Origin of the sequence: Frankia tisae (assembly GCF_025403405.1) — a bacterium.
Lineage (GTDB): Bacteria > Actinomycetota > Actinomycetes > Frankiales > Frankiaceae > Frankia > Frankia tisai.
In genome coordinates, this window is record NZ_JANEZT010000059.1 from 1 (window position 1) to 22,589 (window position 22,589).

At 69.8% G+C, this 22,589-nt stretch carries 17 protein-coding genes and 1 pseudogene; all 18 read left to right on the top strand.

Going from position 1 to position 22,589, the window contains the following annotated elements; all coding sequences use genetic code 11:
• The first annotated feature begins 290 nt into the window (after positions 1 to 290).
• Positions 291 to 923 carry an MmyB family transcriptional regulator gene (locus NBZ85_RS08245; RefSeq protein WP_261555696.1) on the top strand — a complete coding sequence of 211 codons (633 nt, stop codon included), beginning with the start codon at positions 291 to 293 and terminating at the stop codon, positions 921 to 923.
• Positions 924 to 1,126: 203 nt separating this feature from the next.
• Entirely contained in the window at positions 1,127 to 2,494 is a 1,368-nt protein-coding gene (locus tag NBZ85_RS08250) for a protein kinase family protein (protein WP_261555711.1), read from the top strand.
• Complete coding sequence (locus tag NBZ85_RS08255; protein WP_261555697.1) at positions 2,494 to 5,472, top strand: DEAD/DEAH box helicase; 2,979 nt, start codon at positions 2,494 to 2,496, stop codon at positions 5,470 to 5,472. The genes NBZ85_RS08250 and NBZ85_RS08255 overlap by 1 nt, the downstream gene beginning before the upstream one ends.
• Entirely contained in the window at positions 5,469 to 6,677 is a 1,209-nt protein-coding gene (locus NBZ85_RS08260; RefSeq protein WP_261555698.1) for a hypothetical protein, read from the top strand. The genes NBZ85_RS08255 and NBZ85_RS08260 overlap by 4 nt, the downstream gene beginning before the upstream one ends.
• Before the next feature lie 345 nt (positions 6,678 to 7,022).
• Positions 7,023 to 10,295, top strand: coding sequence for a DISARM system SNF2-like helicase DrmD (gene drmD, locus NBZ85_RS08265; RefSeq protein ID WP_261555699.1), 3,273 nt, complete (start codon positions 7,023 to 7,025; stop codon positions 10,293 to 10,295).
• Positions 10,292 to 14,479, top strand: coding sequence for an Eco57I restriction-modification methylase domain-containing protein (locus NBZ85_RS08270; protein WP_261561747.1), 4,188 nt, complete (start codon positions 10,292 to 10,294; stop codon positions 14,477 to 14,479). Before drmD ends, NBZ85_RS08270 begins: the two co-directional genes overlap by 4 nt.
• A 394-nt stretch (positions 14,480 to 14,873) precedes the next feature.
• The gene (locus NBZ85_RS08275; RefSeq protein ID WP_261555701.1) at positions 14,874 to 15,443 is read left to right on the top strand and encodes a hypothetical protein; all 570 of its coding nucleotides are present in this window, start codon (positions 14,874 to 14,876) and stop codon (positions 15,441 to 15,443) included.
• Positions 15,444 to 15,638: 195 nt separating this feature from the next.
• Positions 15,639 to 15,809 (top strand): hypothetical protein, encoded by a 171-nt coding sequence (locus NBZ85_RS08280; protein WP_261561748.1) that lies wholly within the window; start codon positions 15,639 to 15,641, stop codon positions 15,807 to 15,809.
• Between the two features lie 51 nt (positions 15,810 to 15,860).
• Entirely contained in the window at positions 15,861 to 16,541 is a 681-nt protein-coding gene (locus tag NBZ85_RS08285; protein WP_261555703.1) for an ankyrin repeat domain-containing protein, read from the top strand.
• A 100-nt stretch (positions 16,542 to 16,641) separates the two neighbouring features.
• Positions 16,642 to 17,538: an EndoU domain-containing protein gene (locus NBZ85_RS08290; RefSeq protein WP_261555704.1), complete on the top strand. Its 897-nt coding sequence runs from the start codon at positions 16,642 to 16,644 to the stop codon at positions 17,536 to 17,538.
• Complete coding sequence (locus NBZ85_RS08295; RefSeq protein ID WP_261555705.1) at positions 17,528 to 17,899, top strand: hypothetical protein; 372 nt, start codon at positions 17,528 to 17,530, stop codon at positions 17,897 to 17,899. The genes NBZ85_RS08290 and NBZ85_RS08295 overlap by 11 nt, the downstream gene beginning before the upstream one ends.
• A 2-nt stretch (positions 17,900 to 17,901) precedes the next feature.
• Positions 17,902 to 18,672 carry a hypothetical protein gene (locus NBZ85_RS08300; RefSeq protein ID WP_261561749.1) on the top strand — a complete coding sequence of 257 codons (771 nt, stop codon included), beginning with the start codon at positions 17,902 to 17,904 and terminating at the stop codon, positions 18,670 to 18,672.
• A gap of 111 nt (positions 18,673 to 18,783) precedes the next feature.
• The gene (locus NBZ85_RS32605; RefSeq protein WP_261555707.1) at positions 18,784 to 19,899 is read left to right on the top strand and encodes a helix-turn-helix domain-containing protein; all 1,116 of its coding nucleotides are present in this window, start codon (positions 18,784 to 18,786) and stop codon (positions 19,897 to 19,899) included.
• A 3-nt stretch (positions 19,900 to 19,902) separates the two neighbouring features.
• Positions 19,903 to 20,478, top strand: a complete 576-nt coding sequence (locus tag NBZ85_RS08310; RefSeq protein WP_261555708.1) for a PIN domain-containing protein — start codon at positions 19,903 to 19,905, stop codon at positions 20,476 to 20,478.
• Between the two features lie 34 nt (positions 20,479 to 20,512).
• Positions 20,513 to 20,815: an ABC-2 family transporter protein gene (locus NBZ85_RS08315; protein ID WP_261555709.1), complete on the top strand. Its 303-nt coding sequence runs from the start codon at positions 20,513 to 20,515 to the stop codon at positions 20,813 to 20,815.
• A 195-nt stretch (positions 20,816 to 21,010) separates the two neighbouring features.
• Positions 21,011 to 21,253 carry a helix-turn-helix domain-containing protein gene (locus tag NBZ85_RS08320; RefSeq protein WP_041938646.1) on the top strand — a complete coding sequence of 81 codons (243 nt, stop codon included), beginning with the start codon at positions 21,011 to 21,013 and terminating at the stop codon, positions 21,251 to 21,253.
• Between the two features lie 7 nt (positions 21,254 to 21,260).
• Positions 21,261 to 21,551, top strand: a pseudogene (locus NBZ85_RS08325) (HipA N-terminal domain-containing protein); the annotation flags it as partial.
• Between the two features lie 158 nt (positions 21,552 to 21,709).
• Entirely contained in the window at positions 21,710 to 22,423 is a 714-nt protein-coding gene (locus NBZ85_RS08330; RefSeq protein ID WP_261555710.1) for a HipA domain-containing protein, read from the top strand.
• Positions 22,424 to 22,589 lie beyond the last annotated feature (166 nt).

Consider the following 22,589-nt stretch of genomic DNA (forward strand, 5'->3'; position numbering starts at 1 on the left):
CCCCCGCACTGACCCCCACGCCTGCGCTGGCCCCGAAGCCCGACCAGACGTAGACGAACCCTCAGAAGTAGCGCACCACGCAGAGCAGGACCCTGCGCTCGGCCGGTGATTGACTCAGTCACCGGCCGAGCCAGTGTTCGACCCGGGCACATCAGCCGGTGGACGGAACGGTCCAGGCCTACCAGTAGGGCGCTGGCTTTCTGGGTGTGGGGGCAGGGACCCCGCGCGGCCCGTGCCGGTCAGCTCCTGACCTGCCCAGCTTGTCAGCAGTACCCGACTTGAGCAGGGGCGTGACCGCCGCCCGTCCCTGGAGGTGCTCAGCGCGATCGGCCGCGGGCTTCGACTGTCCGACGACGAGAACTCCCACCTGTTCCGCTCTCCAGCCGATACCGGCCTATCTCCTGACCGTGGCGATGGACGCCGTCGCGTGGAATCCGGCCGCCGCCGCACTGCTGACCGACTTCGGGGCCGTGGCGCCGGCGGAACGGAACATCGTCTGGCCCAGCTTCCGGTGCCCGTCACTGCGCGCCCGTTGGCTCGACTGGGAAGCGACTGCGGCAGACCTGGTCGCGACGCTCCGCGGCGAGCTGGGCCGCCACCCGAACCAGCCGGATATCGTCCGGCTGGTCACGAGGCTCTCCGCGGCCAGCGCCGAGTTTGCCGACTGGTGGGGCCGGTACGACGTGGCAACCCAGTGCGGTATGAACAGGCAGCTTCGGCATCCCGATGCGGGCGAGCTGCACCTGGTCTGCGAACAGATGACGGTGCCGCCGGCCGACCAGCGACTCGTCACCTTCCACCCCGCCGGCGCCGTCACCGCCAGCCGGTTGGAACTCCTCGCCGACCTCACCGCCACGACCACCGACCTGGACGAGGCGATTTCCGAAAGAACCGGAGCACGCCCCCTACGCCTCGTCCGCTGACATGGAACACGTGGGCCTGCGGCGCTGACAGCTCGAGCGGCGCGGCGATTCCCGGTAGGATTCCTCCCGGTATCCGACTCCGCTGACCCGAGGAGGAACGATCCGGCGTGCCAGGCTCGCGGCGAAATCCTGTGGTGGTCAACTTCCGTGCTCACGAGCTGAATACGGGCAGCGAGGAGGGAGCCCGGAGCGATTTCGAGGTGATGATCGCGCAGCTGGTGGATGCCCTGCACCCCGGCGCTCGGCGGATAAGCCCCAACCCCGGGGACGGCGGCATCGACGTCTTTCTCGGCCGGCTCGACGACCGGATCGTCGTCTGGCAGTCGAAGTACTTCATGCCGCGGGTCGGGCGGAGCCAACGCCGCCAGATCATGGAATCCTTTGCTTCGGCGCAGAAGAATGCTCGCGCGTTCGGCTATCGGATCGACAAGTGGGTACTGTGCGTTCCCAGCTCCATGGATCATCACACCACGCTGTGGTGGGACGGCTGGAAAAGCGCTCAGCATGCCGAGACGTCCACGAAGATCTGTATCTGGGACGAGACCGGGCTCCGGAGCCGGCTCACCCGGCCGGAGGCGGCTGCGGTGGTCGCGGCGTTCTACCCGCCGCCCGGTGGGTCGCCGCAGCTGCCCGCCGAGGCGGAGGTCGGGATCATCGTCCCGCCCGCGGATCTCGGACCAGGTGCGTCGGCGCCCCGCGATCCGGCCGATCGGCACCCCCGCGGCGGTGAGACGATCCGGATCGCCGGCCGCAACTGCCTGCTGCAGGGGGATCCGCAGCAGTGGCGTGGCGGCGATGCCTGGGTGCTGCGGACAGGAGCTGCCACGGTCATGGCCGCGCCGCCCAACCCGGCCTGGTTCCGCCAGGTGCTGATCCGGCGTCCGGACCCGGACGCGGAGGCCCACGCGGAGGCGATCGACACCCAGTTACGCCTGCTTGATCGGATCGGCGGCCGGCGCGGCCTGCCCCGGCTGCTCGAGGGCCGGGTGAGCTCGGTGGAGGCCGCCGTCCTCTCGGCCCGGCCGGCGGGCCGGACCTGGCGGGAGGTGTTCGGCCCGGTGGCCCCGGCGCGGGCCCGCCCGCTGGACCGGGTGACCGCTGTCGGTCTGCTGACCGTCGCCGAACGGGTGGCCGATGTCCTGGCCGGGTTGCACGATGCCGGGCACACCCATCGGGCCCTGACGCCGGACGGGGTGCTTCTTCTCGATCCGAGGGGCGCCCCCGCCCTGCGTGACCTTGGCCTGGCCGGCGTCCGCCGTCGGCCCGGGGAGGGACCCGCCGAGTACCGCGCACCGGAGCAGGAGCGTCTCGGGTTCCATGGCGCTGAGGTTGGATTCCGCACCGACGTTCACCGGCTGGCCGCCATGACCTACCACTGTCTGACGGGACGGCCGCCGGCCCGCGGCCTGCCCGCACCGCTGCACGCCTTCGGGTTCGACGTGCCGGCTGAACTGGACGAGGTTCTGCTCGCCGCCCTCGACCCCGATCCGGACCGGCGGCCCGCCCGGCCGGGCCTGCTCATCCCGGCGCTGCGCGCCGGCATCGACCGCCTCGCCCGGGCCGGGCACTGATGGCCATAGCCCCGATCACCCTGGCTGGCGGGATTGCTCTCGCCCCGAGCGCGCGGCTGACCGAGACGCTGGCCAGCGCCCGCGTCCAGGGCAACGAAGACCTCGACCCCGAACGTTTCGTCGACCAGCTCCGGCGGATGTCCGGCACCGGCGTACCGGCCCGCCTGGAAACGGGCCGGGACAATGCGACGACGCTTCGGATCTACACCGACACCCACGTCGCGCTGCTACGCCCGACGAACCGCGACGACGGATACATTCTGACCCACGTCGCCCGGTGGGGCTTCCGGGACCACCGGAGTCTCGCCCAGGGTTTCCTGCGCGTTCACTGCCCGCAGTGGTTTCTCTATCCGCACGTCAGATACATCGGGGCTGGTTACCACAGCTATTCCGGAGCTCTGCGCAAGGCCTGGGCGGAGCTGGCGACGTCGGCGGCGTCGTCCGCCCGGATGCCCACTCGGCACCTGGACTATCTCGACACGGTCGAGCGGATCATCATGCGGACCCGGGATCTTGAACGGGAACGGCTCGCCGCCACACCGATTCTGTACCGGGCGCGGCGGGCGACCCGTGAACAGCGGTACTCCGCCCGCGGCGTGTACGAGTTCCGGTTGGCCGAGGCGTGCCAGGTCTCCGAGGGCACGCAGGTTCAGGTCAACGACGACCGGGAGCTACGCGGCACGATCCTGCGCAGCGAGAACCTCGACGTGACGGTTCGGTTCGACGGCGTCCCCGACTTCGCCCGCATCCCGGCGCAGGGCGCGCTGGCGGTTCTTCCGAGCGATGTCGTCTACAGGGCCCAGCTGGGCGCGGTGGCCGCCCTGCGGGATGAGGAGGCGACCAATCCCCGCCTACTGGCGATCCTGGCGGAGCACGGGGTCCTGCAACCATCCCCACCCGATCGGTCGGCGATCCCGAGCCGCTCGCTGGACGGCGGCCAGCTCGACGCCTACCAGCGCGCGCTGGGGGAGCCGGATCTGCTGCTCGTGCTCGGCCCCCCGGGCACCGGGAAGACCTGGACCATCACCGAGATCGCCGTCGCCGAGGCGGCAGCCGCCCGGGCCGGCGCCGAGAGCCCGCGCCGGATCCTGGTCACCTCGCAGAGCAACCGAGCCGTCGACAACGTCCTGGGGGGCCTGGCCGACCAGCTGCGGTGCGTGCGGGTCGGCAACCCGGAGGCGCTGACCGGTCCGGCCCGCGAGCTCACCGCCGAGGTCCAGGTGGAGGAGCTGAAGGACAACCTTCTGCGGTACACGGAACCGATCGTGTCGGCGCTGGAGCCGTTCGCCGGGGAGGGGGACGCCAGCGACCAGCTGGCGCTGCTGCGCACGCATATCGGCGCCGCGCAGCAGGACGACGCGATCGTCCTGAGCCGGGATGCCGAGCTGGACGACATCTCCCGGCGGGTCCGAGCCCCGCTCGAACCGCAGATCGCGGCGGCCCGGACCGCGGTCGAACGGCTGGAGAAAGCGGCGGCGGGGCGGCAGGAACGTCTCACCCGGGCCCGGCTCCGCTACGAGAAGGCGGCCGGCCGGCGCGCTCCCGGTTGGTGGGCGGCGGTCCACCGGCGCGGTGTCGCCCGACGCCTGCGGGCCCTGCAGGCCGCGGAGGTCCGGGTCGATGCGGCGGAGCAGGAACTCGCCGCGGCCCGGTCCGAACGCGACGGCGTACTGGAACGGGTCGCACTGCTCGTTGCCCAGGACGGCGTCGGTGGCCGGCTGCTGGCGGAGCGGGAATACGCCTGGGGACACCGTGAACGTGCGCTCACCCGGGCGGCGCGGACCGCGGAGCCGCTGCGTGCGGGGCTGGAGCTGGCGGGCTGCGGCCCCGGCTTCCCCAACGGCGAGGCCGACGACGTCGCCGGCTGGGAGCGGCGCGAGCAAAGCCTCCGCGACACCGTCGGTCTCGCCCGCACCCGCGCATCCCTGCTGGCCGAATGGCGGGGTCGGATCCCCACCGCGGACGAGGAGCTCAAACACGAACTTGTCAGCTACGCCGACGTCATCGCCGCGACCTGCATCGGCGTCTCGACGAAGAAGCTGCTGAGCGGGCTGTCCTTCGACCTCGCCATCGTCGACGAGGCGGGTCAGATCGCCCTGCCCGACCTGCTCGTCCCCCTGGTCCGGGCCCGCCGGGCGGTGCTCGTCGGGGATCACCACCAGCTTCCCCCGTACCTGGACAGCGAGGTCGCCCGGTGGGCAGAGGGGCTCGTGCCAGGCGCGGAACTGTCCGCCCCGGTTGTCGCCGAGACCCGGGACATCGTCGGGCGCAGCGAGTTCGAGCGGCTCTTCGAGCGGATCGGGGCGGAACACGGGGTGACCCTGACGACCCAACGTCGCATGCCCGAGACGGTTGCGACGTTCATCTCGCATTCCTTCTACGGCGGCGTGCTCGCCACCGAGCATCCCGGGACCGGGCCCGATCCGCTGTTCACCAGCCCGTTGGCATTTGTGGACACCTCCGATCGGCCGCCCCCGCAACGGCATGAGACTCGCGGCGGCGCGAACGGTGGCGTCAGCAACCGGCTGGAGGCGAATCTCATTGCCGCCCTGGTCGCCCGTTACGCCGATCACTACCGCGACTGGGCGGTGATCGTTCCGTATCGGGAGCAGGTCCAGCTCCTGCGGCGCACGCTCGTCCGGCGATTGGGCGGGCCCGGGAACGTCGAGGACAACATCGGCACCGTGGATGCGTTCCAGGGCAACGAGCGAGATCTGATCATCTATGGTTTTACCCGCAGTAATCGGGCTGGTTCGGTCGGGTTCCTGAGCGAGCTGCGCCGCCTCAACGTCGCGATGAGCCGAACGCGGCGGCAGCTCGTGCTCGTCGGAGATCTGGACACGCTCAGCAGCTCCACCGACGCCGGCTTCGCGAGGCTCATCGTGGAGCTGAGAACGGCCCTGTCGACGGTCGGGGATCTGCGCGGCTCCCGTGAGATCGAGGCGCGGCTGCGCGGCGCCGTCGAGGACCCGAGGTGACCCGTCCCTCGGTCGGCACCGCCCCGGCGGGCGGTGCCGGCGACCGGCTGCTGTTTCCCGACTTCCGGGCCCTCGAGCTGACTATGACGATGCCGGAGATCCGTCCGCTGCGGATCTTCTCGGTGCGCTGGCCGCTGTGGCAGGTGGAGGTCCAGGCCACCTTCGAGGACAGCCAGCCCTTCGATGTCGTCGACCACTATCTGTTGCGAGGGGTCGTCGAAGGCCGGTTGCATCGAGAGGACGAGCTCGCCCGTTTCTTCGGGCTGTCCGAATCGCTCGTGGCCCGCGGGATCGAGCATCTCGTCCACATCGGTCATCTCCAGCGCGACGGCCGCGACGCGAGGGTGCTGTGGCCCACCGATCTGGGCGGCGCCTCGGTCCGAGACGGGGTTCGTTACGTCCTGAAGGAGAGCCGCCAGCTGCTGCTCTTCGACGCCTTCACCCACCGTCCCTTCCCGCGGGCGTACTACGACGGCTCGGTGCGGATCGTGCCGGACGGGGAGCGGAACCCGGGTGACAGACGTGATCGGTTCCGACCGCTGACGTCGCTGCGGTCGTTCGAGTTCGACGCGGTGCGGGCGGTGGGCTCGCGACCGGACCGGGACCGGTTCAACGTGCCACGCCGCCTGCGGGACCTGCACCCGGTGAGCAACGCCCCCGCCTGGCTGCCGGCCCATCTCGTCCTGGCCGACGGGGCGACCGTGCTGGCCTTCACCCAGGCGGCCCAGGACCGGGACCGGTTCCTCGAGGAGCTGTGCGGCCACGCGCCGCAGGTGGTGCAGGCCCTCGCGGGCGAGCGCGGCGCCGAGCCACGTCAGATCTGGGTGGAGTGGCTGCGCGCTGCGGGGCTGGGCCAGGCGGTGCTGACCAACCTGCCGAACGGGGTGTGGCGGGCGACCCTGCCGGCCCAGATGTTCGGCCCGTCAGCGCGGCAGCCGTATTACCGGCTTGGATCCTTCCAGGTGAAGGACACCTACTTTCTGCAGTTGTGGTGTGACGACGAGCGGGCGCGGGCGACGGCCGTGCGCAGTCGCGCCCTGGCGATCTCCCGCCGGTACGGGCTCGGCCGCGCCGAGCTCGAGGATTCGGTCGCCACCGTGGCGAACCTGCTGGAGGTGTTGGTCCCCACCTTCGACGAGCTGCTCGAGTACGCCGCGGAGTCGGGTACTCCCGCGCAGCTCCGGGCGCTGGAGGCACTGCGATAGTCCACGTGCCGCGACTCCACGCGGCTAGGCGATCGCAGCCAGCTGACAGCCAGCTGACAGCCAGCTGACAGCCAGCTGACGGCCGGATTGTGAATCGGATTCACAGTCGCTACACTCTTCCTGGATGTCTGGTTGGTCGGGGATGTGCGGGTGCCCGTCGTCGGCGGGTCACCGCAGGCGCGAGGGATGACCCGGTGACCTGCCAGAATGATCGGGCTGTCCATGAGGGGGATGAGGATGCCGGGTTCGACCGCGGAGCCTGCAACTACGGAGCCTGCAACTACGGAGCCTGCAACTACGGAGCGTGCGCCATCTCGTCGCGGCGCATTGTCGGCGGGGGCGGGGTTGCCCGGCATCGGGGCGCTGGTCGAGGTGCGGGGGCAGAAGTGGGTGGTCGCGGAGACCGATGCCCAGGTCACGCCGGATGGCGAAGGAGCGCACCACGGCTCGGGGCCGGCCGTGCCGAGTTCCCTCGTCACCCTGCAGAGCGTCGAGGACGGTCGGTACGGGCAGACGATCGAGGTGATCTGGGAGGTCGAACCGGGCCGGCGCGTCCTGCCCAGCGGCTCCCTGCCCGAGGTGACCAGAGGCGGCTTTGACTCGCCGGAACGGCTCGCCGCCTTCCTCGACGCCATTCGCTGGTCGGCGGTGACCTCCGCGGACGCCCGCCGGCTCCAGGCCCCGTTCCGCTCGGGGGTGGCGGTCGAGGACTACCAGCTCGAGCCGGTGGCCCGAGCCCTCGAGGCTCCGCGGGTGAACCTGCTGCTCGCCGACGACGTCGGCCTGGGCAAGACGATCGAGGCGGGGCTCGTCGCCGAGGAGCTGCTGCTGCGGCACCGGGCCCGGCGGATCATGATTGTCTGCCCGGCCGGGCTGACCCTGAAGTGGCGCGACGAGATGGCCGAGAAGTTCGGCCGCGAATTCACCATCATCGACGCGGAGCGGTGCGCCGCGGTCCGCCGCTCGCATGGCAGCGCAGCCAATCCGTTCGAGGTCTATCCGCTCACGATCGTCAGCCTGCCGTGGCTGCGCGGCCCGAAGGCACAGCGCCTGCTCGACGAGGTGCTGCCCGGTGACGGCCAGCCGACCTATCCGCGCACGTTCGACCTGCTCATCCTCGACGAGGCGCATCACGTCGCCCCGGCCGCGCCGAAGCAGGTCTACGCGGTCGACTCCCAGCAGACGAAGCTGATCCGAAGGCTCGCCCCGCATTTCACCCACCGGCTGTTCCTGTCCGCCACCCCGCACAACGGCTACCTGGCATCGTTCACCGCCCTGCTGGAAATCCTCGACGACCAGCGGTTCGCCCGCGGGGTGGCACCGGACCGCAGGGCCGTCGAGGAGGTGGTCGTCCGCCGGCTGAAGGGCGGCATCGAGAACGCGGACGGCACGCCGCGGTTCGCCCCGCGCCGCTCCATCGACATGCCGGTGGTCTATCCGGACAGCGAGCGGGAGATCCACGGCCTGCTCAAGGAGTTCTCCGCGCTGCGCCGGGCCCGGCTGAACTCCGAGCGCGGCCGGAAGGCGACCGACCTGGTGACACTGCTGCTGAAGAAGCGGCTGTTCTCCTCCCCGGCCGCGTTCGCGCACACCGTCGCCGTCTACCGGGAGACCCTCGCCGCGCGGCAGGGGCGGCCGGGCCGCGCGGGTTCCACCAGCGGGTTCGACGCCGACGACGACGTACCGGAGTGGTTGGAGGACTACTTCGACGACGTCGCGACCCTCGACGACACCCAGCTCGCCGAGGCCGAGGATGACGCGCTGGACCGGGTCCGCCCGCTGCAGCCGGACCCCACCGACTCGGAGAGCGCGCTGCTGGAACGGATGCAGCGCTGGGGGGACGCCCACGAGGCCGAGCCGGACGCGAAGGCCCGCGCCCTGCTCGACTACCTGACCGCGGTCTGCCGCCCGGACGGGAAGCACTGGCTGAACGAGCGGGTCGTCGTGTTCACCGAGTACCGCGACACCCAGATCTGGCTCGCCGGCCTGCTGCGCCAGGAGGGGCTCGGCGGAGCGCGCCTCGGCCTGCTGCACGGCGGCCTACCCAACGACGAGCGCGAGCAGCTCCGGCTGGCCTTCCAGGCCGACCCGAGCGAGCACCCGGTGCGGATCCTGCTCGCCACCGACGCTGCCAGCGAGGGCATCGACCTGCAGAACCACTGCCACCGGCTGGTCAACTACGACATCCCGTTCAACCCGAACAAGCTGGAGCAGCGGATCGGCCGGATCGACCGGTACGGCCAGCGGCAGGCGCCGGAGATCCGCCACTTCGTCGGCTCCGGGTGGAGTGGCGCGGTCGACTCCTACGAGGCCGACCTGGAGTTCCTGTCCCGGGTGGTGAAGAAGGTCGCGCAGATGAAGGCCGACCTCGGGTCCGTCAACGCGGTGCTCTCCGACCGGGTGCAGCGCCGGATGCTCGGCGAACGAGTCGCGGACCCGGCCGAGCTCGACCTCGACGTCATGGTCGGCGCGGCGGGCGGGAAGGACGACGCGGTCCCGGTCGCCGAGAACGTGCGGGAGCAGGTCCGCCGGCTACGCGCCACCCTGGACGACACGATCCGCGATCTCGGCATCACCCCGCGGGCGGTGCAGCGGGTGGTGAGCACGGCGCTGGACCTCGCCCGCCAGCAGCGGCTGACGCCGCACGTCGACGAGCGCGGCGACCTGTTCGGCGGTCATCTCCCCGATATCCCAGGCATCCCCGGCGTTCCCGGCCTGCCGGACGACGATCCGGGTGACGGGATGTTCGACGTGCCGACGCTGACCGGCTCGTGGGCGCGCGCCTCGGCCGGGCTGACCGAGAAGCTGCACCGCGAGGACGCCCCGCCGCGCCAGCTGCCCATCACGTTCGACGCGGCGGTGGTGCGGGGCCGCGACGACGTCGTGCTCGCCCACCTGGGCCACCCGCTGGTCGACATGTCGACCCGGCTGTTGCGCGGCGCCGTCTCCAACGCCGACGTCGGCCTGCACCGGGTGACCGCCGTGCAGACCGCTGACCCGCGCTGCGAGGAGGTGCTCGTCGGCGCGTTCTCCCGGTTCGTGCTGGTCGGTGCGGACGGGGTGCGGCTGCACGAGGAGGTGTTGCAGGCCGGCGGCTGGCTGCCGGCGGCCGGCCGGTTCCGCCGGCTGGAGAACCTCACCATCCTCGGGGAGATCGTCGGCTCGGCGCTCGCCGCCGGCCGTCCCGTCACGAGGGAGACCCAGGAGCGGCTCGCCGAGCGCTGGCCGGCCGCGCGCGACGGCGTGCTCTCCGCCCTGAACTGGCGGACGAGAACGCGCCAGGAGTCGCTCACCCGCATCCTGGCCCAGCGCCGCAGCGCCGAGGAGGACCGGATCACCTCGACTCTGGACCAGTTCGCGAGCACGCTCCGCTCGGCGCTCGACAGTCCCGAGAACGAAGAGGGCGTCCTGTTCAGCCGGACGGAGATCACCAGTAGCCGGGAGGAGCTGGCCCAGTTCCGCAAGGACCGGCAGTCCTGGGAGGACCGCCTGCACCGGCTCGGCCAGGAAAAGCAACGGGAGCTTGATGTGATCGCCGGACGCTACCGCAACCCCCAGCAGCACCAGTTCCCGGTCGCGGTGGTCCTGGTCGTGCCGGCCCGGGAGGCGGGACGATGAGCGTTTCCGGGCGGCGGCGCCCCCCGGTCCAGGACGGGGCGGTGCAGCACCGCGACTGGCTGAGCCTGATCGACATCAGCGGCCCGTTCCTGAGCCTGCCGGTGCTGCGGCGAGCCTGGCCGACGCTCGACGCGCTGGAGAAGAAGACCCGCGAGCGGCTGCGCCGGGAACACGCCACCTGGCTCGACGCCCCCGCGGCCGGCCAGCGCGACTGGGTCCGCTTCGTGCTCGCCGACCTGCTCGGCTGGGGCGACGCCCTGGTCTGGCCCGAGGCCGACGACCCCCTGTCCGCGCTCGCCGTGGACGTCGACCAGCACGACACCCATATCGTCCCGTCCTTCGTCCTCGTCGAGCCTTCGAGCTCGGGGGCGCAGGCAGGGGTGAAGCCGGACGCGGTGCGGCTGCTGGGCCTGGTTGTGGCGCCCGGGCAGTCGCCGACGGGGCGGACCGCCGGGCAGGCGTGGGCGGCGACGCCGGTGGACCGGGCGGCGCTGGCCTGCCGGCATCACGGCATCGAGCTGGCGCTGGTCACGAACGGCCGGCAGTGGGCGCTGGTCTGGGCGCCGCGCGGCGGGGTGACGACGACGGCGGTGTTCGACGCCGTGTCCTGGCCGGAGGCGGCCGAGCGGGACGTGGTGCGGGCGTTCGCCTCGCTGCTGTGCCGGCGCCGGTTCTTCGGCGTGCCGGACGCGGAGACGCTGGTCCCGCTGCTGAACGCGAGCCTCGGCAGCCAGGAGGAGATCACCGAGGCGCTGGGCGTCCAGGTTCGCCAGGCCGTCGAGCTGCTCGTCGCCGCCTTCGGCCGCTGGCACGTCGCCGAGCACGCCCGCGGGGGCATCGGGCTGCGCGACATCCGCGAGCATGACGTCTACCGCGGCGCGGTCGCGGTGATGATGCGAATCGTGTTCCTGCTCTACGCCGAGGAACGCGGCCTGCTGCCCGCCGACAACGAGCTGTACGCGGGCACCTACTCGGTCGGCCGGCTGTGCGCGGAGCTGGAGCAGCAGCTTTCCGACGGCGCCACCGAGGACGACCTGGAGCAGTCGACGGCGGCCTGGCACCGGCTGCGCGCGCTGTTCACCGCCGTCTACACCGGCGTCGACCATCCCCGGCTGCGCATGCACGCCCACGGCGGTTCCCTGTTCGACCCGGACACGCATCCCTGGCTGCCGCTCGGCGTCGACGACCGGACCGTCCTGCACATGCTGCGCGCCGTGCAGTACATCCAGGTCGGCTCCGGACGGTCGCGGGAGCGGCGGACGTTGAGCTTCCGGTCCCTGGACGTCGAGCAGATCGGCTACGTCTACGAGGGCCTGCTGTCCTACGACGCCCGTCGGGCCCCGGCCGGCGAGGTGATCGTCGGCCTGGTCGGCAAGGAGGGCCTGGAGGCCGAGGTCAGGCTGTCCGAGCTGGAGGACCTGGCGTCGCGGCACCGGGGCCGGCCGCTGCTCGCCGCCACCCTCGCCGAGACGTACGCCGCGAGTGGCCTCGGTTCGGCGAAGGCGGTCGAGAAGCGGCTCATCCCGCTGGAGGCCGGCGAGCGGGAGGAGGCCCGCAAGGCCCTGCTCGCCGTGACCCGCGGGGACTACCCGACCGCCGAGCGGCTGCTGCCGTTCTTCGGCCTGCTGCGCCGGGACCTGCGGGACCAGCCGGTGGTGATCCTGGAAAGCGGCCTGTACGTCACCGAGTCGCCGCTGCGGAAGAACACCGGCACGCACTACACCCCGCGCTTCCTCGCCGAGGAGGTCGCGAACAACGCCCTCGAGCCGCTGGTCTATGCGCCCGGCCCGTTGCAGACCGCCGACACCAACGCCTGGAAGCTGCGGTCCAGCACCGACATCCTCGCCCTGAAGGTCGCCGACATCGCGATGGGCTCGGCGGCGTTCCTCGTCGCCGCCGCCCGCTACCTCGGCGCCCGCCTCGTCGAGGCCTGGACGCTGGAGGGCGATCCTCGGGCTGGTGGCCGGGTCGACGCGGCCGGCGGCGCGGGCGGCCCCGGCTCCGGTGCTGCTTCCGGTTCCGAGGGCCTGCCCGGGCACGACGAGACCGGCCAGTGGCTGGGCCGCGACGCCGAGGAGGACGAGGTCGTCGTCGAGGCCCGCCGGGCGATCATCGAGCACTGCCTGTACGGGGCGGACATCAACGAGATGGCCGTCGAGATGGCGAAGCTGTCGCTGTGGCTGGTCTCCATGGACACCCGCCGCCCCTTCACCTTCCTCGACGACAAACTGGTCGCCGGCGACTCCCTGCTCGGCATCACCTCCCTGGACCAGCTCGAATACATGCACCTCGACCCGGCCAAGGGCCGCGAGCTCCACTCCGACATCTTCGGCTGGACCTCCGGCGTCCGCGAACTGATCCGCGACGTCGCCGCCGAACGCCGCGAACTCGTCGAGAAGGACGGCTCGTCCCTGGACGGCCTGGACGAGAAGAAGGCCCTCCTCGACGACGCGAAGGCGCGCACAGCCCAGATCACCCTGTTCGCCGACGCCCTGATCGGCGCCACCCTGGCCCACGCCGGCCGCGGCGACCGCGGCCAGAAGATCGCCTCCGAAACGGCCGCCAAACTCGCCGCCGACATCACCGAGGGCCGCAAGGACGTGGACGAAGCCCAGCGCGAGATCACCCGCTGGCTCGCCACCGACCATGTCAAGGGCAGCTTCGACCGCTACCCCATCCACTGGCCCCTGGTCTTCCCCGAGGTCTTCGAAAAGGGCGGCTTCGACGCCATCATCGGCAACCCGCCCTTCCTCGGCGGCAAGAAGATCAGCGGCGCCTCAGGCTCTGCCTATCGGGAATACCTGGTCGACAACCTCGCCAACGGTGTCAAGGGCAACGCCGACCTGATCGCCTACTTCGCACTGCATGCCCACGCCATACTCGGTGGCAGCGGCCAGACTGGCCTGCTCGCGACAAACACTCTGACCCAGGGCGACACCCGCGAGGTCGGGCTGGATCAGATTGTCGCCGACGGCCACATCATCCGCCGGGCGATCAAGAGCCGTCCCTGGCCATCACGGTCAGCCGTTCTGGAGTTCAGCGCGGTCTGGACCACTACGCAGATCGGTCAGAACGCGGCTCGCTTCGCGGACGGAATTCTCGTCCCCGTCATCGCGCCATCCTTGGACACTGAGTCGCGAGCCTCGGGTAACCCATATCGGCTTGCTGCTAGTGCGGGAATCGCCTTCATCGGGAGCTACGTTCTCGGCCTTGGGTTCACCATGGAGCCGGCGGCCGCGCAGGCCCTGATCGCGAAGGACCCCCGCAACGGGAACGTGTTGTTCCCATATCTCAATGGCCAAGATCTAAACTCGCGCCCCGACTGCTCCAGTAGTCGTTGGATCATCAACTTTGGTGATCGTGAATATCGGGATGCTCGAAGCTATCCCCTCTTGCTTGAAATCGTACGAATTGAGGTAAAGCCTCAACGGGATCTTTTGCCGGACTATAAGCGCCGCGTAAAGGAAAATTGGTGGAAGTACGAACATCAGGCTACAGTTCTCTATGCTGCGGCTGGGCGGGTGAGCCGAATCATCGTAATCGCGTTGGTCAGTCGGACGGTGATGCCGGTGATGGTGCCGACTGGGCAGGTCTTCGCGCATAAGCTTGGAGTCTTCGCTACTGATGATACGGCAATGCTTTCCTTGTTGTCCGCCTCTCCTCACTTCTGGTGGGCAATGAGTCGTAGTTCGACGATGAAGGCGGACCTTAACTATTCCCCGTCGGATGTGTTTGAGACCTTGCCGTTGCCGGAGCTGAGTGTGGAGATGCGGGAACTCGGGGAGCGGCTGGATGGGTTTCGGCGGGAGGTTATGTTGGGGCGGCAGTCGGGGTTGACGAAGACGTATAATTTGGTGTTTGATTCTGGTTGTAAGGATGCCGATATCGTCGAGTTGCGGGAGATTCATCGGCTAATCGATGAGGCTATCTTCCGGGCGTACGGCTGGGACGACATGATCGAGCGGGGGCTCGACCACGGCTTCCACCCGGCGGGGAAGTACACCCGGTACACGATCGGGCCGTGGGCGCAGCGGGAGGTGCTCGACCGGCTCCTCGAGCTGAACCATGCCCGGTACGCCGAGGAGGTTGCCGCCGGGCTGCACGAGAAGGGCGCCAGGAAGAAGGGCGCCCGCACCAAGCCGGCCGCCGCCGCACCGCCAGGCGAGGCCCTGTTCGACCTGTAAGTCTGTGCTCGCCCGACCCGGTCCGCCGTGATCTGCGGCGGGTCGGTTGGGACAGCCGGCCGGTCGGCGGGCGGATACATCGTCCGTCTCCGCCGGCCGCACCACCGCCGAAGGCCGGGACAGCCTTCGGCCTACCCGCCGGTCGTCATCACCAAGCCAACCGGCGGGGATGGAAACGGCGTCGCGCCGCCGAACCGCCGGGGAGCCGGTGGCGGCCCTGAAGCCGTAAACCTCGTTCAGGCACCGGCCCGACGCGGCCCTGTCGGCGAGCGTGGAGACGAGGCTCGCCGCATCACCCAAGCCCCACGGCGTCACGGTCATTCCGTGCGCCGGGGAGGCGTATTCGATGCTGCCGGAAAACGATTCCGGCGGCGATTTTCTCGGGGGTTTTCGCATGGGTAAGGCAAGGTTTGTCGTCGTCGCCACCGTCCTCGCCGGGATGGTCGGGCTGACCGGCTGCCTGGAGGACACGTCCGTCTCCACCACGGGGACGACCGCCGGATCGACGCAGGGCGCCGCCGCGAGCGGAGCGGCCGACGCGCCGGCCGGGCAGTCGGGCTCGACGGCGGGCGGCGCGAAGCAGGCCCAGTACGGCGAGGTCCTGGAGATCCGCAAGGGTGGCGACGTCGCGGCGACCATCAGCGTGGCCGCGCCGAAGGCGGTCTCGTCCTTCTTCAGCGGCTTCACCAAGCCGACCAGCGGCCCGGCGTTCGCCACCTTCATGGTGTCGTTCGCCTCGCAGAAGCAGGGCTTCGCCGTCAACCCGTTCGACTTTTTCGTCCGCACGCCGGAAGGCGCCCGGGTCCAGCCGACGTTCGGCTGCGAACCGGCGTTCAACGCGGCGACCCTCGGGTCGGGGGAGAAGTTCCAGGGCTGCCTGACCGTCGACGCGGCCCACGGCAACCTCGTCTACACCTCCGGCCTGTTCGACTCCACCAGCCTGGTGGAGTGGCCCGGCTTCTGACCCCGGACCACCACGTTCTGGAACCACTGTCACGACAGTCGACGCAATGAAGGGTGGAACCGGCGTGACCAGCATCATCATGGTCGGGAAACGCTCGCGAACCACGGCGAACCGGCACGGGGCGACCTCGTGAACCGCTGGATCACACGGGTGTTGCCGCGTTCCCGCCGACGCGGCAAAGCGGTCGAGCCGCCTGTGCGGCGCTCAGGAATCTTGCCCTGGCGCCTGCCCGACGGCTCGATCGAGAACCCGGTGAACATGAGCACGGAGGAGTACTGCGCCCTGACCAACCTCACCGTCACCGTACGTCCGGGCGACGACGACTACGAGGAGCTGGACGCCTGGCTGCGGCTCCGCGGCAAATGACAGCCCTGCGGCCGTCACCATGGACAACGGTGGCAGAATCGAGGTCGATACATGCTGGTCCCCGCGAATGATCGAGAATGCACAGAATGGTTTGGCTACCGGCGGGACGCTGCCTCCGCCGATGTTGCCGCAGTCAGGGACCGGATCGCCGATGCCGCCCGGGACGGCGGCTGGGAAGCCCTTTTTCGCGAGCTCGACACATCCAACCATCAAAACTGGGTGAACTCCACGCGGCTCGACGGGCACCGCGGATTTGCGCCGTTGCATCAGGCCGCCTGGCACGGTGCGTCGTCCAGCATCGTGGACGGGCTGTTGTCCCGCGGCGCCTGGCGCATGTTGCGGACCACGCGGGGGGAGCGGCCCGTCGACATCGCCACCGCCCGCGGCCACAGCCACCTGGTTGACATTCTGCGCCCTGTTGCCCGGCATCCACTTCCGGCGGAGGTCGTGGCCGCGCTCGAACGCCGGCTGCACCTGCTGCTGGCGGAGGTGAGCATGGGCCTGACAGAACGTCGGCGGATGCGACTTCCGCAGGTCGAGGTACTGACCGAGATACCGGAAGGTCGGCTCTGGTTTCCTGTTCCAGGGATGTACGGCGGCGCGGACATCCAGCTGGAGGCGGCCGAGAACGCGCTGATCGTGGAGAGCTGGTGCCGCGTCGTCGACGGTTCCGGCCGCCGGCATCGCATCACGCCTGATGAGACCGTCCTGCTGGAGGAAGGCTTCGTCTGACCCCGCCGTCTGACTGGGCGCCGGCACCTGTTCCATCGCGGGGCTGGGCAACCCGCCCGTGGCTTTGGGTGTTGCCGCAATACTGACCCTGTGAGCGTCGATGCCGCGTGACCTCCCGGCACCCGGTGCTGATCTTCCCGAACCTTCGTCCGGTGCGGCGAACCGGACGGACCGGATCAGCGGGCCCGAGGTGAAGGCGCGGCTGCTGGATCTGGCGGCCACGCGGGCCCGCGATGGCTCCGAGCCCGTCGATTCCGCCGATCCGGTTGATTCCGCCGGTTCCGTGGATCCCGGCCGGTCGGGATCGCGGGACGTGCCGCATTCCCGCGCCGAGTCGAAGGCGCAGGCGCTGGACCGGCGGGTGCTGGGAGACCAGGTATCGCCCGCCGACGTCGATCGGAGCCCTCCGGCCGTCCTGCCACGCGAGCCGACGTCCGCCGAGCGAAAGGTGGCTCTCCTCGACCGGGCGCACGAGCGGGCGAAACGAAACGACCAGGTCGCCGCGTCCGACACCGACACCGACACCGCCCGTCCCGCCGACCGCCGTCCTCCCATCCCGGAGAAGACGTTCAACCATCTTCTCGATGGCGCGTGGAGCAGAAAGGGTCGACCGGTGGGCTTTCACAGCGCGCCCGGCGGATTCCCACCCGCGGACCGGCGCCTCACCTGGACCGGCGAGCCGTCCCGATCAGGCGAATACGAGGCCAAGGTTGAATTCTGGGACGAGTCCGCCGCCGAGTGGCGACCGAAGAAGGTTCCCACGCATACCATGTTCCCCGACTCCTGGAACACGGAGAAGGTCCGCAAAGCGGTCGAGGAGACCTATGCTGAGGTATACGATCAAAAGATAGAACCGGCACTGGAAGAAGGGCGGGACGTGTCGAAGGAGATTCTGGTCGGATCGCATGATGGGGTCCAGATCCAGTTCTATGTCGGGCCGGACGGGACCGTGCGTACCGCATTCCCGATCAAGGAGGATCTGCGCGATGAGTTCTGAGACGTGGAGGTTCGTCGACGGGAAGTACGGATCACTCAGCATCGATCCCGAAGGATTCTTCGATGACGGGAGGCTGTTTGCCCTCCGCGACTGGCTCCAGGGCGACATCGGGTACAGCTTCAGGAGCCTGAGTAGATTCCGGGACGACTGGTCGCGGGTGCGGCGCGGTGAAGTGGAGGGGACTGCGGGGAACGTCACCGAGCAGACTCTGGTGGGTGACGAGGTACTGTTCGAGTCGCTGTACGACCGGTGGGACGACGTCAGGATACCGCTGGCAGAGATCGACGAGATCCTGGAAAAATACGCCGCCTACCTCCAAGAAAAGGCCAAGCGCCAGGGCGCAGTCGACGGAGCCTCGTAGTCGTGTCACCATCCGGCTCCATCGAGCTGCGGATCGAGTGGATCGACGCACCCGGCGTACTCGACGCACTCGACGCACTCGGCGTACGTGCTCCTGAGCTGGCCGCCACCTGGGCGAGGTACGAGCTGTGGGTGGGCGGCAGATGCGTGACCCAGATGGAGGAGTCAGACGGCACTCTCCGGCGGTCGGTCTACGGCAGCCTGTATCCGCTGGCGGAATGGATTGCCACCAACTGGTGGCCGCTGACGGGGCATATTCGTCCCTCGGCCATCAGGTCCGAGTACTGGACGTGGTCGAACCTGCGTCGGTACCCCTGGCTGCGTCAGCACAACCTGCGAGGTGCCGGGGACGGAATGGCCTGGCCCGATCTGACAGTGGTGCCCGAAGACGCGGTCACCCGGGTGGTCTGGGCCACCGCCGACGACGGGGCACTCGGACAGCCGAGGTTCGCGTCGAGCGGGCAGGCGCTGGTGCCTTCCGAGGAGGCCAGAGGGGCGTTGGCCGGCGTCGTCCAGCGCATCCTGGACCGGCTCGCGGAGTCGGACATCGGGAAGACGCCGCTTTCCGTGGAATGGGCGGAGATAGGAAGCGCGGACGAGGATGAGCAGGAGTTCTGCCGGGCGGCGGCCCGACTGGGCCTCGACCCGTACTCCGTCGACGAGGAGACCTCGGCGACGCTACTCGCCATCGTGCCGGCCATCCCGGACGAGCTACGGGCCGACTCGCCGCTGACTGTGCGACACCAGGTCGACAACCAGCCGGAAGACTCCTGAGAAGTCGCGACGGCCGCCTGCACCCAGTGGTCCTGTGATCCATATGCGCAACCGCGGGTTGCACCGCGGACCTGACGGCGGCAGCCCGTAATCTGTTCTAGAATCGCACACGTGCGGAACGCTGGCGGGCACTCGATCGGCTCTCGCATCGCCGAGGCACGGGGGCGCCGCGGGCTGACCCAGGCCGCCCTGGCCTCCGAGGTCTCCCTGGACCGATCGGCGCTGGCCAAGATCGAGACCGGTGTCAGGCGGGTGACGGCCGTCGAACTTGCACTCATCGCTGATGCTCTCGGGGAACGCATCGAGTGGCTCCTGACCGATCCCCCGCCGGCCGTCGTCTCGCACCGCAACCTCCGGGAGCCCGGGGCCGTGGACCCGACCATCGACGCCTGCGTCGAAAGGGCCGCCCGGCATGTCGAGTTCGTGGTCGAGCACGACCGCCGCCTCAGCCTGCAGCTCCCCGTCCCCCAGCCACGCCCTGACGGAGTGCGGGCGGCCGAGGAGATGGCGGCCCGCACCCGCACCGATCTGGGCCTGAGGCCAGGTGATCCATTGTTGGACATCTCCCGCCAGGCGGCGTCCCTGGGCCTGCTGGCCTTCTCGTTTCCCATGGGTCCGGACGCCGCCGACGCGGCCTCCATTCTGTTGGCGACCGGCGCGGTGGCCGTGGTGAACGGTGACCTGAAGGTGGGCCGCCGCCGGCTCGCCATCGCACACGAGATCGGCCACTGCCTCTGCGCCGACGAGTACACCGTCGACTGGCGGGTGGCGGAGCAACCCGACAGCGACGCCACGGAGGCGCGGCTCGACCGGTTCGCCCGAGCGCTGCTGCTACCGGCCGCGCCACTGCGGCAGAAGTCGTGGGACTCCCTGGACGGCGACGAACTCCGCCAGACCGCCGTCCGCGTCGCGAGCACCTTTCGGGTGGACATGTCCACCCTCGCGCGCCGGCTCGTCGACCTTGGCCTTGCCGATCGCGGTCGGGCCGACACGGTACGGCGGGTCCGCACGACCCGTGCCGACATCGTCGAGTTCGACCTGGTCGTCAGCGACGAACTGGCACCCGTACACCTGCCGCACAGCTACGAGGCGTCCGTGATTCGTCTCTACCGCAACGAGACGATCTCCAGCGTGCGGGCACTCGACCTGCTGTTTGACTCCTGGAACGAGGAGGACCTGCCGCTGCTGCCCGACCTGCCGCACGACGCGATCTGGGACTTCGTCTGATCGATGGACCACAACGAGATCCTGGTGTTCGACACCGGTCCATTGCGGCATTTCGCCACGAACGGCTGGCTCGGCGCACTCAAGGCGGTCGTCGGCGGAAGACAGGCCTTTATCCCGGACACAGTCATCACCGAACTTCGTAGATCCGCGAGTGCGGACAGCTCGATTCAAACGGTGTTGGAGGCCGACTGGCTCGAACATCGCGCCCTGCAGACAGCGGAAGAACTGGCAGCCTTCGGCCGCTTCGCCGGGCTGCTGGTGCGGGGAACACGTAATGTCGGTGAGGCCGGTGTCCTGGCGCTCGCCGCGGTGTCTGGCGGGACCGCTGTGATCGACGATGGCGCGGCGCGCCAGGCAGCCAGGGTCGCAGGCGTGCCGTTCCGCCCGACACTCGCACTGCTGTGCGAGGCGATCCGAGACGGACTTCTCACTGTTTCGCTTGTCTCAGCGTTAGTCGACGATCTTCTGGGTGGCAGTTACCGGCTGCCGTTCCGGGCTGGGGACTTCGCCCATTGGGCGGCGGACAACGGGCTGCTCGATCAGCCCGAGGTCGAGAGCAGTCCGGGTTCCCCGGCCTGACTTGCGCTCAGGTCCGGCCTCGGCTCGCGCGATTGTGACCGAGCTCGGCTCGGTCAACTTCTGGGGCGGCAGCGAGATCGCGGAGCGGATCGAGGACGGCCAGATCGCCGTCGACTTCCTGCGCCCGCTGGACGTGCAGGCCGCCACGGTCACGACCGAGGTCGGTCAGGCGCTGTTCGCGTTCATTCCCCGGGGGATTCCACAGCTGTTGATCGGCGGGCTCGCCGTCGGCATGGAACTGCCCGGGTCGGCCGCGGCCGGCCTTCTCGGCGTGGTGAGTCTGCTTCTCGCGGTCGTGATCTCGGAGGCGACCGTCTATCGATCGGCATCTACATGATCGTCAAGGGTTTCCGGACCTCGCCCGTCACCGCTTGATCGCAGGAGCCGGCATGCGGCAACGCCTCGGTCTCGCGCACGCCCCCGGTCACCCCGAAGACCGGTGACCGCGATCGTGGGGGTCGTGGTCCACGGTCAGCGCCGAATCTGTTCCCGGTGATATTGCTGTTTACAGATAGTGGCGTAGTATTGGTCAATGGTGATACCGGCGGGTGAGTACCAGGTGATCGCGGCACGGGACCTCGGCGCGGCGATCAAGTACTTCCGAACCTCCGCCGGGGTGACGCAGGTGGCAGCGGCCGAGGCGACGGGGGTCGGGCAGTCCTACATCTCGTCACTGGAGGCGGGCAGGTTCGGCAGTTCGCTGACACACGCGTTGCGGCTGTTGCGGTTCGTCGGGTGCGAGGTCGTCGTCCGGCCGAGGCGGGCACGTGGCTGACCATCTGGTGGCCTGGCTCCACGAGACCCCTACGGCGGTTCTGACGCCTGGGCCGGAGTTCCGGATCACGCTGGAGTGGCGGGCCGAGGCGGTGGAGCGGTGGGGAGCGGGTAGCCCGGCGCTGTCGGTCGGGCTACCCATCGGGGCGGTGATCGGTCCTCGGGACATGCGGGGTCTGGACTTCTTCGGGAACGTCCTTCCGGAGGGGCCGACGCTGCAACGGATGGCGGCTATCGCCGGGGTACGCCCAGCCGACACCTACGGGATCCTGAAGGCGTTCGGCCGCGACTGCGCCGGCGCGATCCAGGTGCTACCCGAGGGCGAGGAGCCAGGCACCGGTGACGAAGACGGCTACCGCGTGATGAGTTCCGAGGACCTGCGCCGCGTCATCGGCGCGTTGGACGTCGCCCCGCTGGGGGTGGCACCGGAGCGCGGGTTCCGGCCGTCCCTGGCCGGATGCCAGCGCAAGGCGCTGTTGGGCCGCGCTGCCGACGGCTCGCCGCGGCCTGCGGGCTGGCGGCGGCGGAAGGGGAACTGCTCGACGTCGCGGGCCTCCCGGTGCTGGCGGTTCGGCGGTTCGACCGGCAGGAGCGCACCAGCGGGCGGCTCCCGGTCAGGGTTCACCAGGAAGACGGCTGCCAAGCGACCGCTACGCGACCAGGAATGAAGTACGAGGAACAGGGCGGCCCGTCGCTGCGCGACTTCGCCGAGGTGCTGCGGACCTTCGGCGACCCCCGAGATGTCACGGTCCTGCTGCGCCGGGTGACCTTCAACACGGCCGTGGGCAACGCCGACGCGCACGCAAAGAACTTCGCGATCATGCATCAAGCCGACGAACCGGACGTCCGCCTCGCCCCGTTGTATGACGTGCTGTCGACGATCGCCCTCGAGCTGCGCGACCATCTCGGACAGCCATGGCGAGCCGACACTCACCTCGGCCAGCGGGTCGGCGGGCAGGCGGACATACAGGCGGTGACCGCAGCCCACCTCGTGGACGAGGCGACCACCTGGGGCCTGCGCCGACGGACCGCCGCGGCCGTCGTGACCGACACGCTGGACCAGATTCTCGCGTCCATTCCGGACACGCCCGGAGACGACAGGGTCCGCGCCATCATCAAGCAGCAGACCGAGCGAGTCCGTCTCGGGAGGAATCCACCGTCGAAGCCGTAGCGAGCTGCACGCGCTGCTGACCCGGGAACCAGACGGCGATCTCGGTCCGGTCTCCAGGCCTCCGCCGTCGACATCGAACGAGCCCGAACCGGGGCGTGCCTGGACAGGTAGCGCCGGTTCAGGCCGAGTCGCCGTAGAGGGTGGGGAGGTCGAAGAGGAGGACGTC

What these genes read in the sequence shown, in the direction of transcription:
- NBZ85_RS08250 (WP_261555711.1), top strand. Translation starts at nt 1,127, where the DNA reads ATGATCGCGCAGCTGGTGGATGCCCTGCACCCCGGCGCTCGGCGGATA.
- NBZ85_RS08255 (WP_261555697.1), top strand. Translation starts at nt 2,494, where the DNA reads ATGGCCATAGCCCCGATCACCCTGGCTGGCGGGATTGCTCTCGCCCCG.
- NBZ85_RS08270 (WP_261561747.1), top strand. Translation starts at nt 10,292, where the DNA reads ATGAGCGTTTCCGGGCGGCGGCGCCCCCCGGTCCAGGACGGGGCGGTG.
- NBZ85_RS08275 (WP_261555701.1), top strand. Translation starts at nt 14,874, where the DNA reads ATGGGTAAGGCAAGGTTTGTCGTCGTCGCCACCGTCCTCGCCGGGATG.
- NBZ85_RS08285 (WP_261555703.1), top strand. Translation starts at nt 15,861, where the DNA reads ATGCTGGTCCCCGCGAATGATCGAGAATGCACAGAATGGTTTGGCTAC.
- NBZ85_RS08290 (WP_261555704.1), top strand. Translation starts at nt 16,642, where the DNA reads ATGCCGCGTGACCTCCCGGCACCCGGTGCTGATCTTCCCGAACCTTCG.
- NBZ85_RS08295 (WP_261555705.1), top strand. Translation starts at nt 17,528, where the DNA reads ATGAGTTCTGAGACGTGGAGGTTCGTCGACGGGAAGTACGGATCACTC.
- NBZ85_RS08310 (WP_261555708.1), top strand. Translation starts at nt 19,903, where the DNA reads ATGGACCACAACGAGATCCTGGTGTTCGACACCGGTCCATTGCGGCAT.
- NBZ85_RS08320 (WP_041938646.1), top strand. Translation starts at nt 21,011, where the DNA reads ATGGTGATACCGGCGGGTGAGTACCAGGTGATCGCGGCACGGGACCTC.
- NBZ85_RS08330 (WP_261555710.1), top strand. Translation starts at nt 21,710, where the DNA reads ATGCCAGCGCAAGGCGCTGTTGGGCCGCGCTGCCGACGGCTCGCCGCG.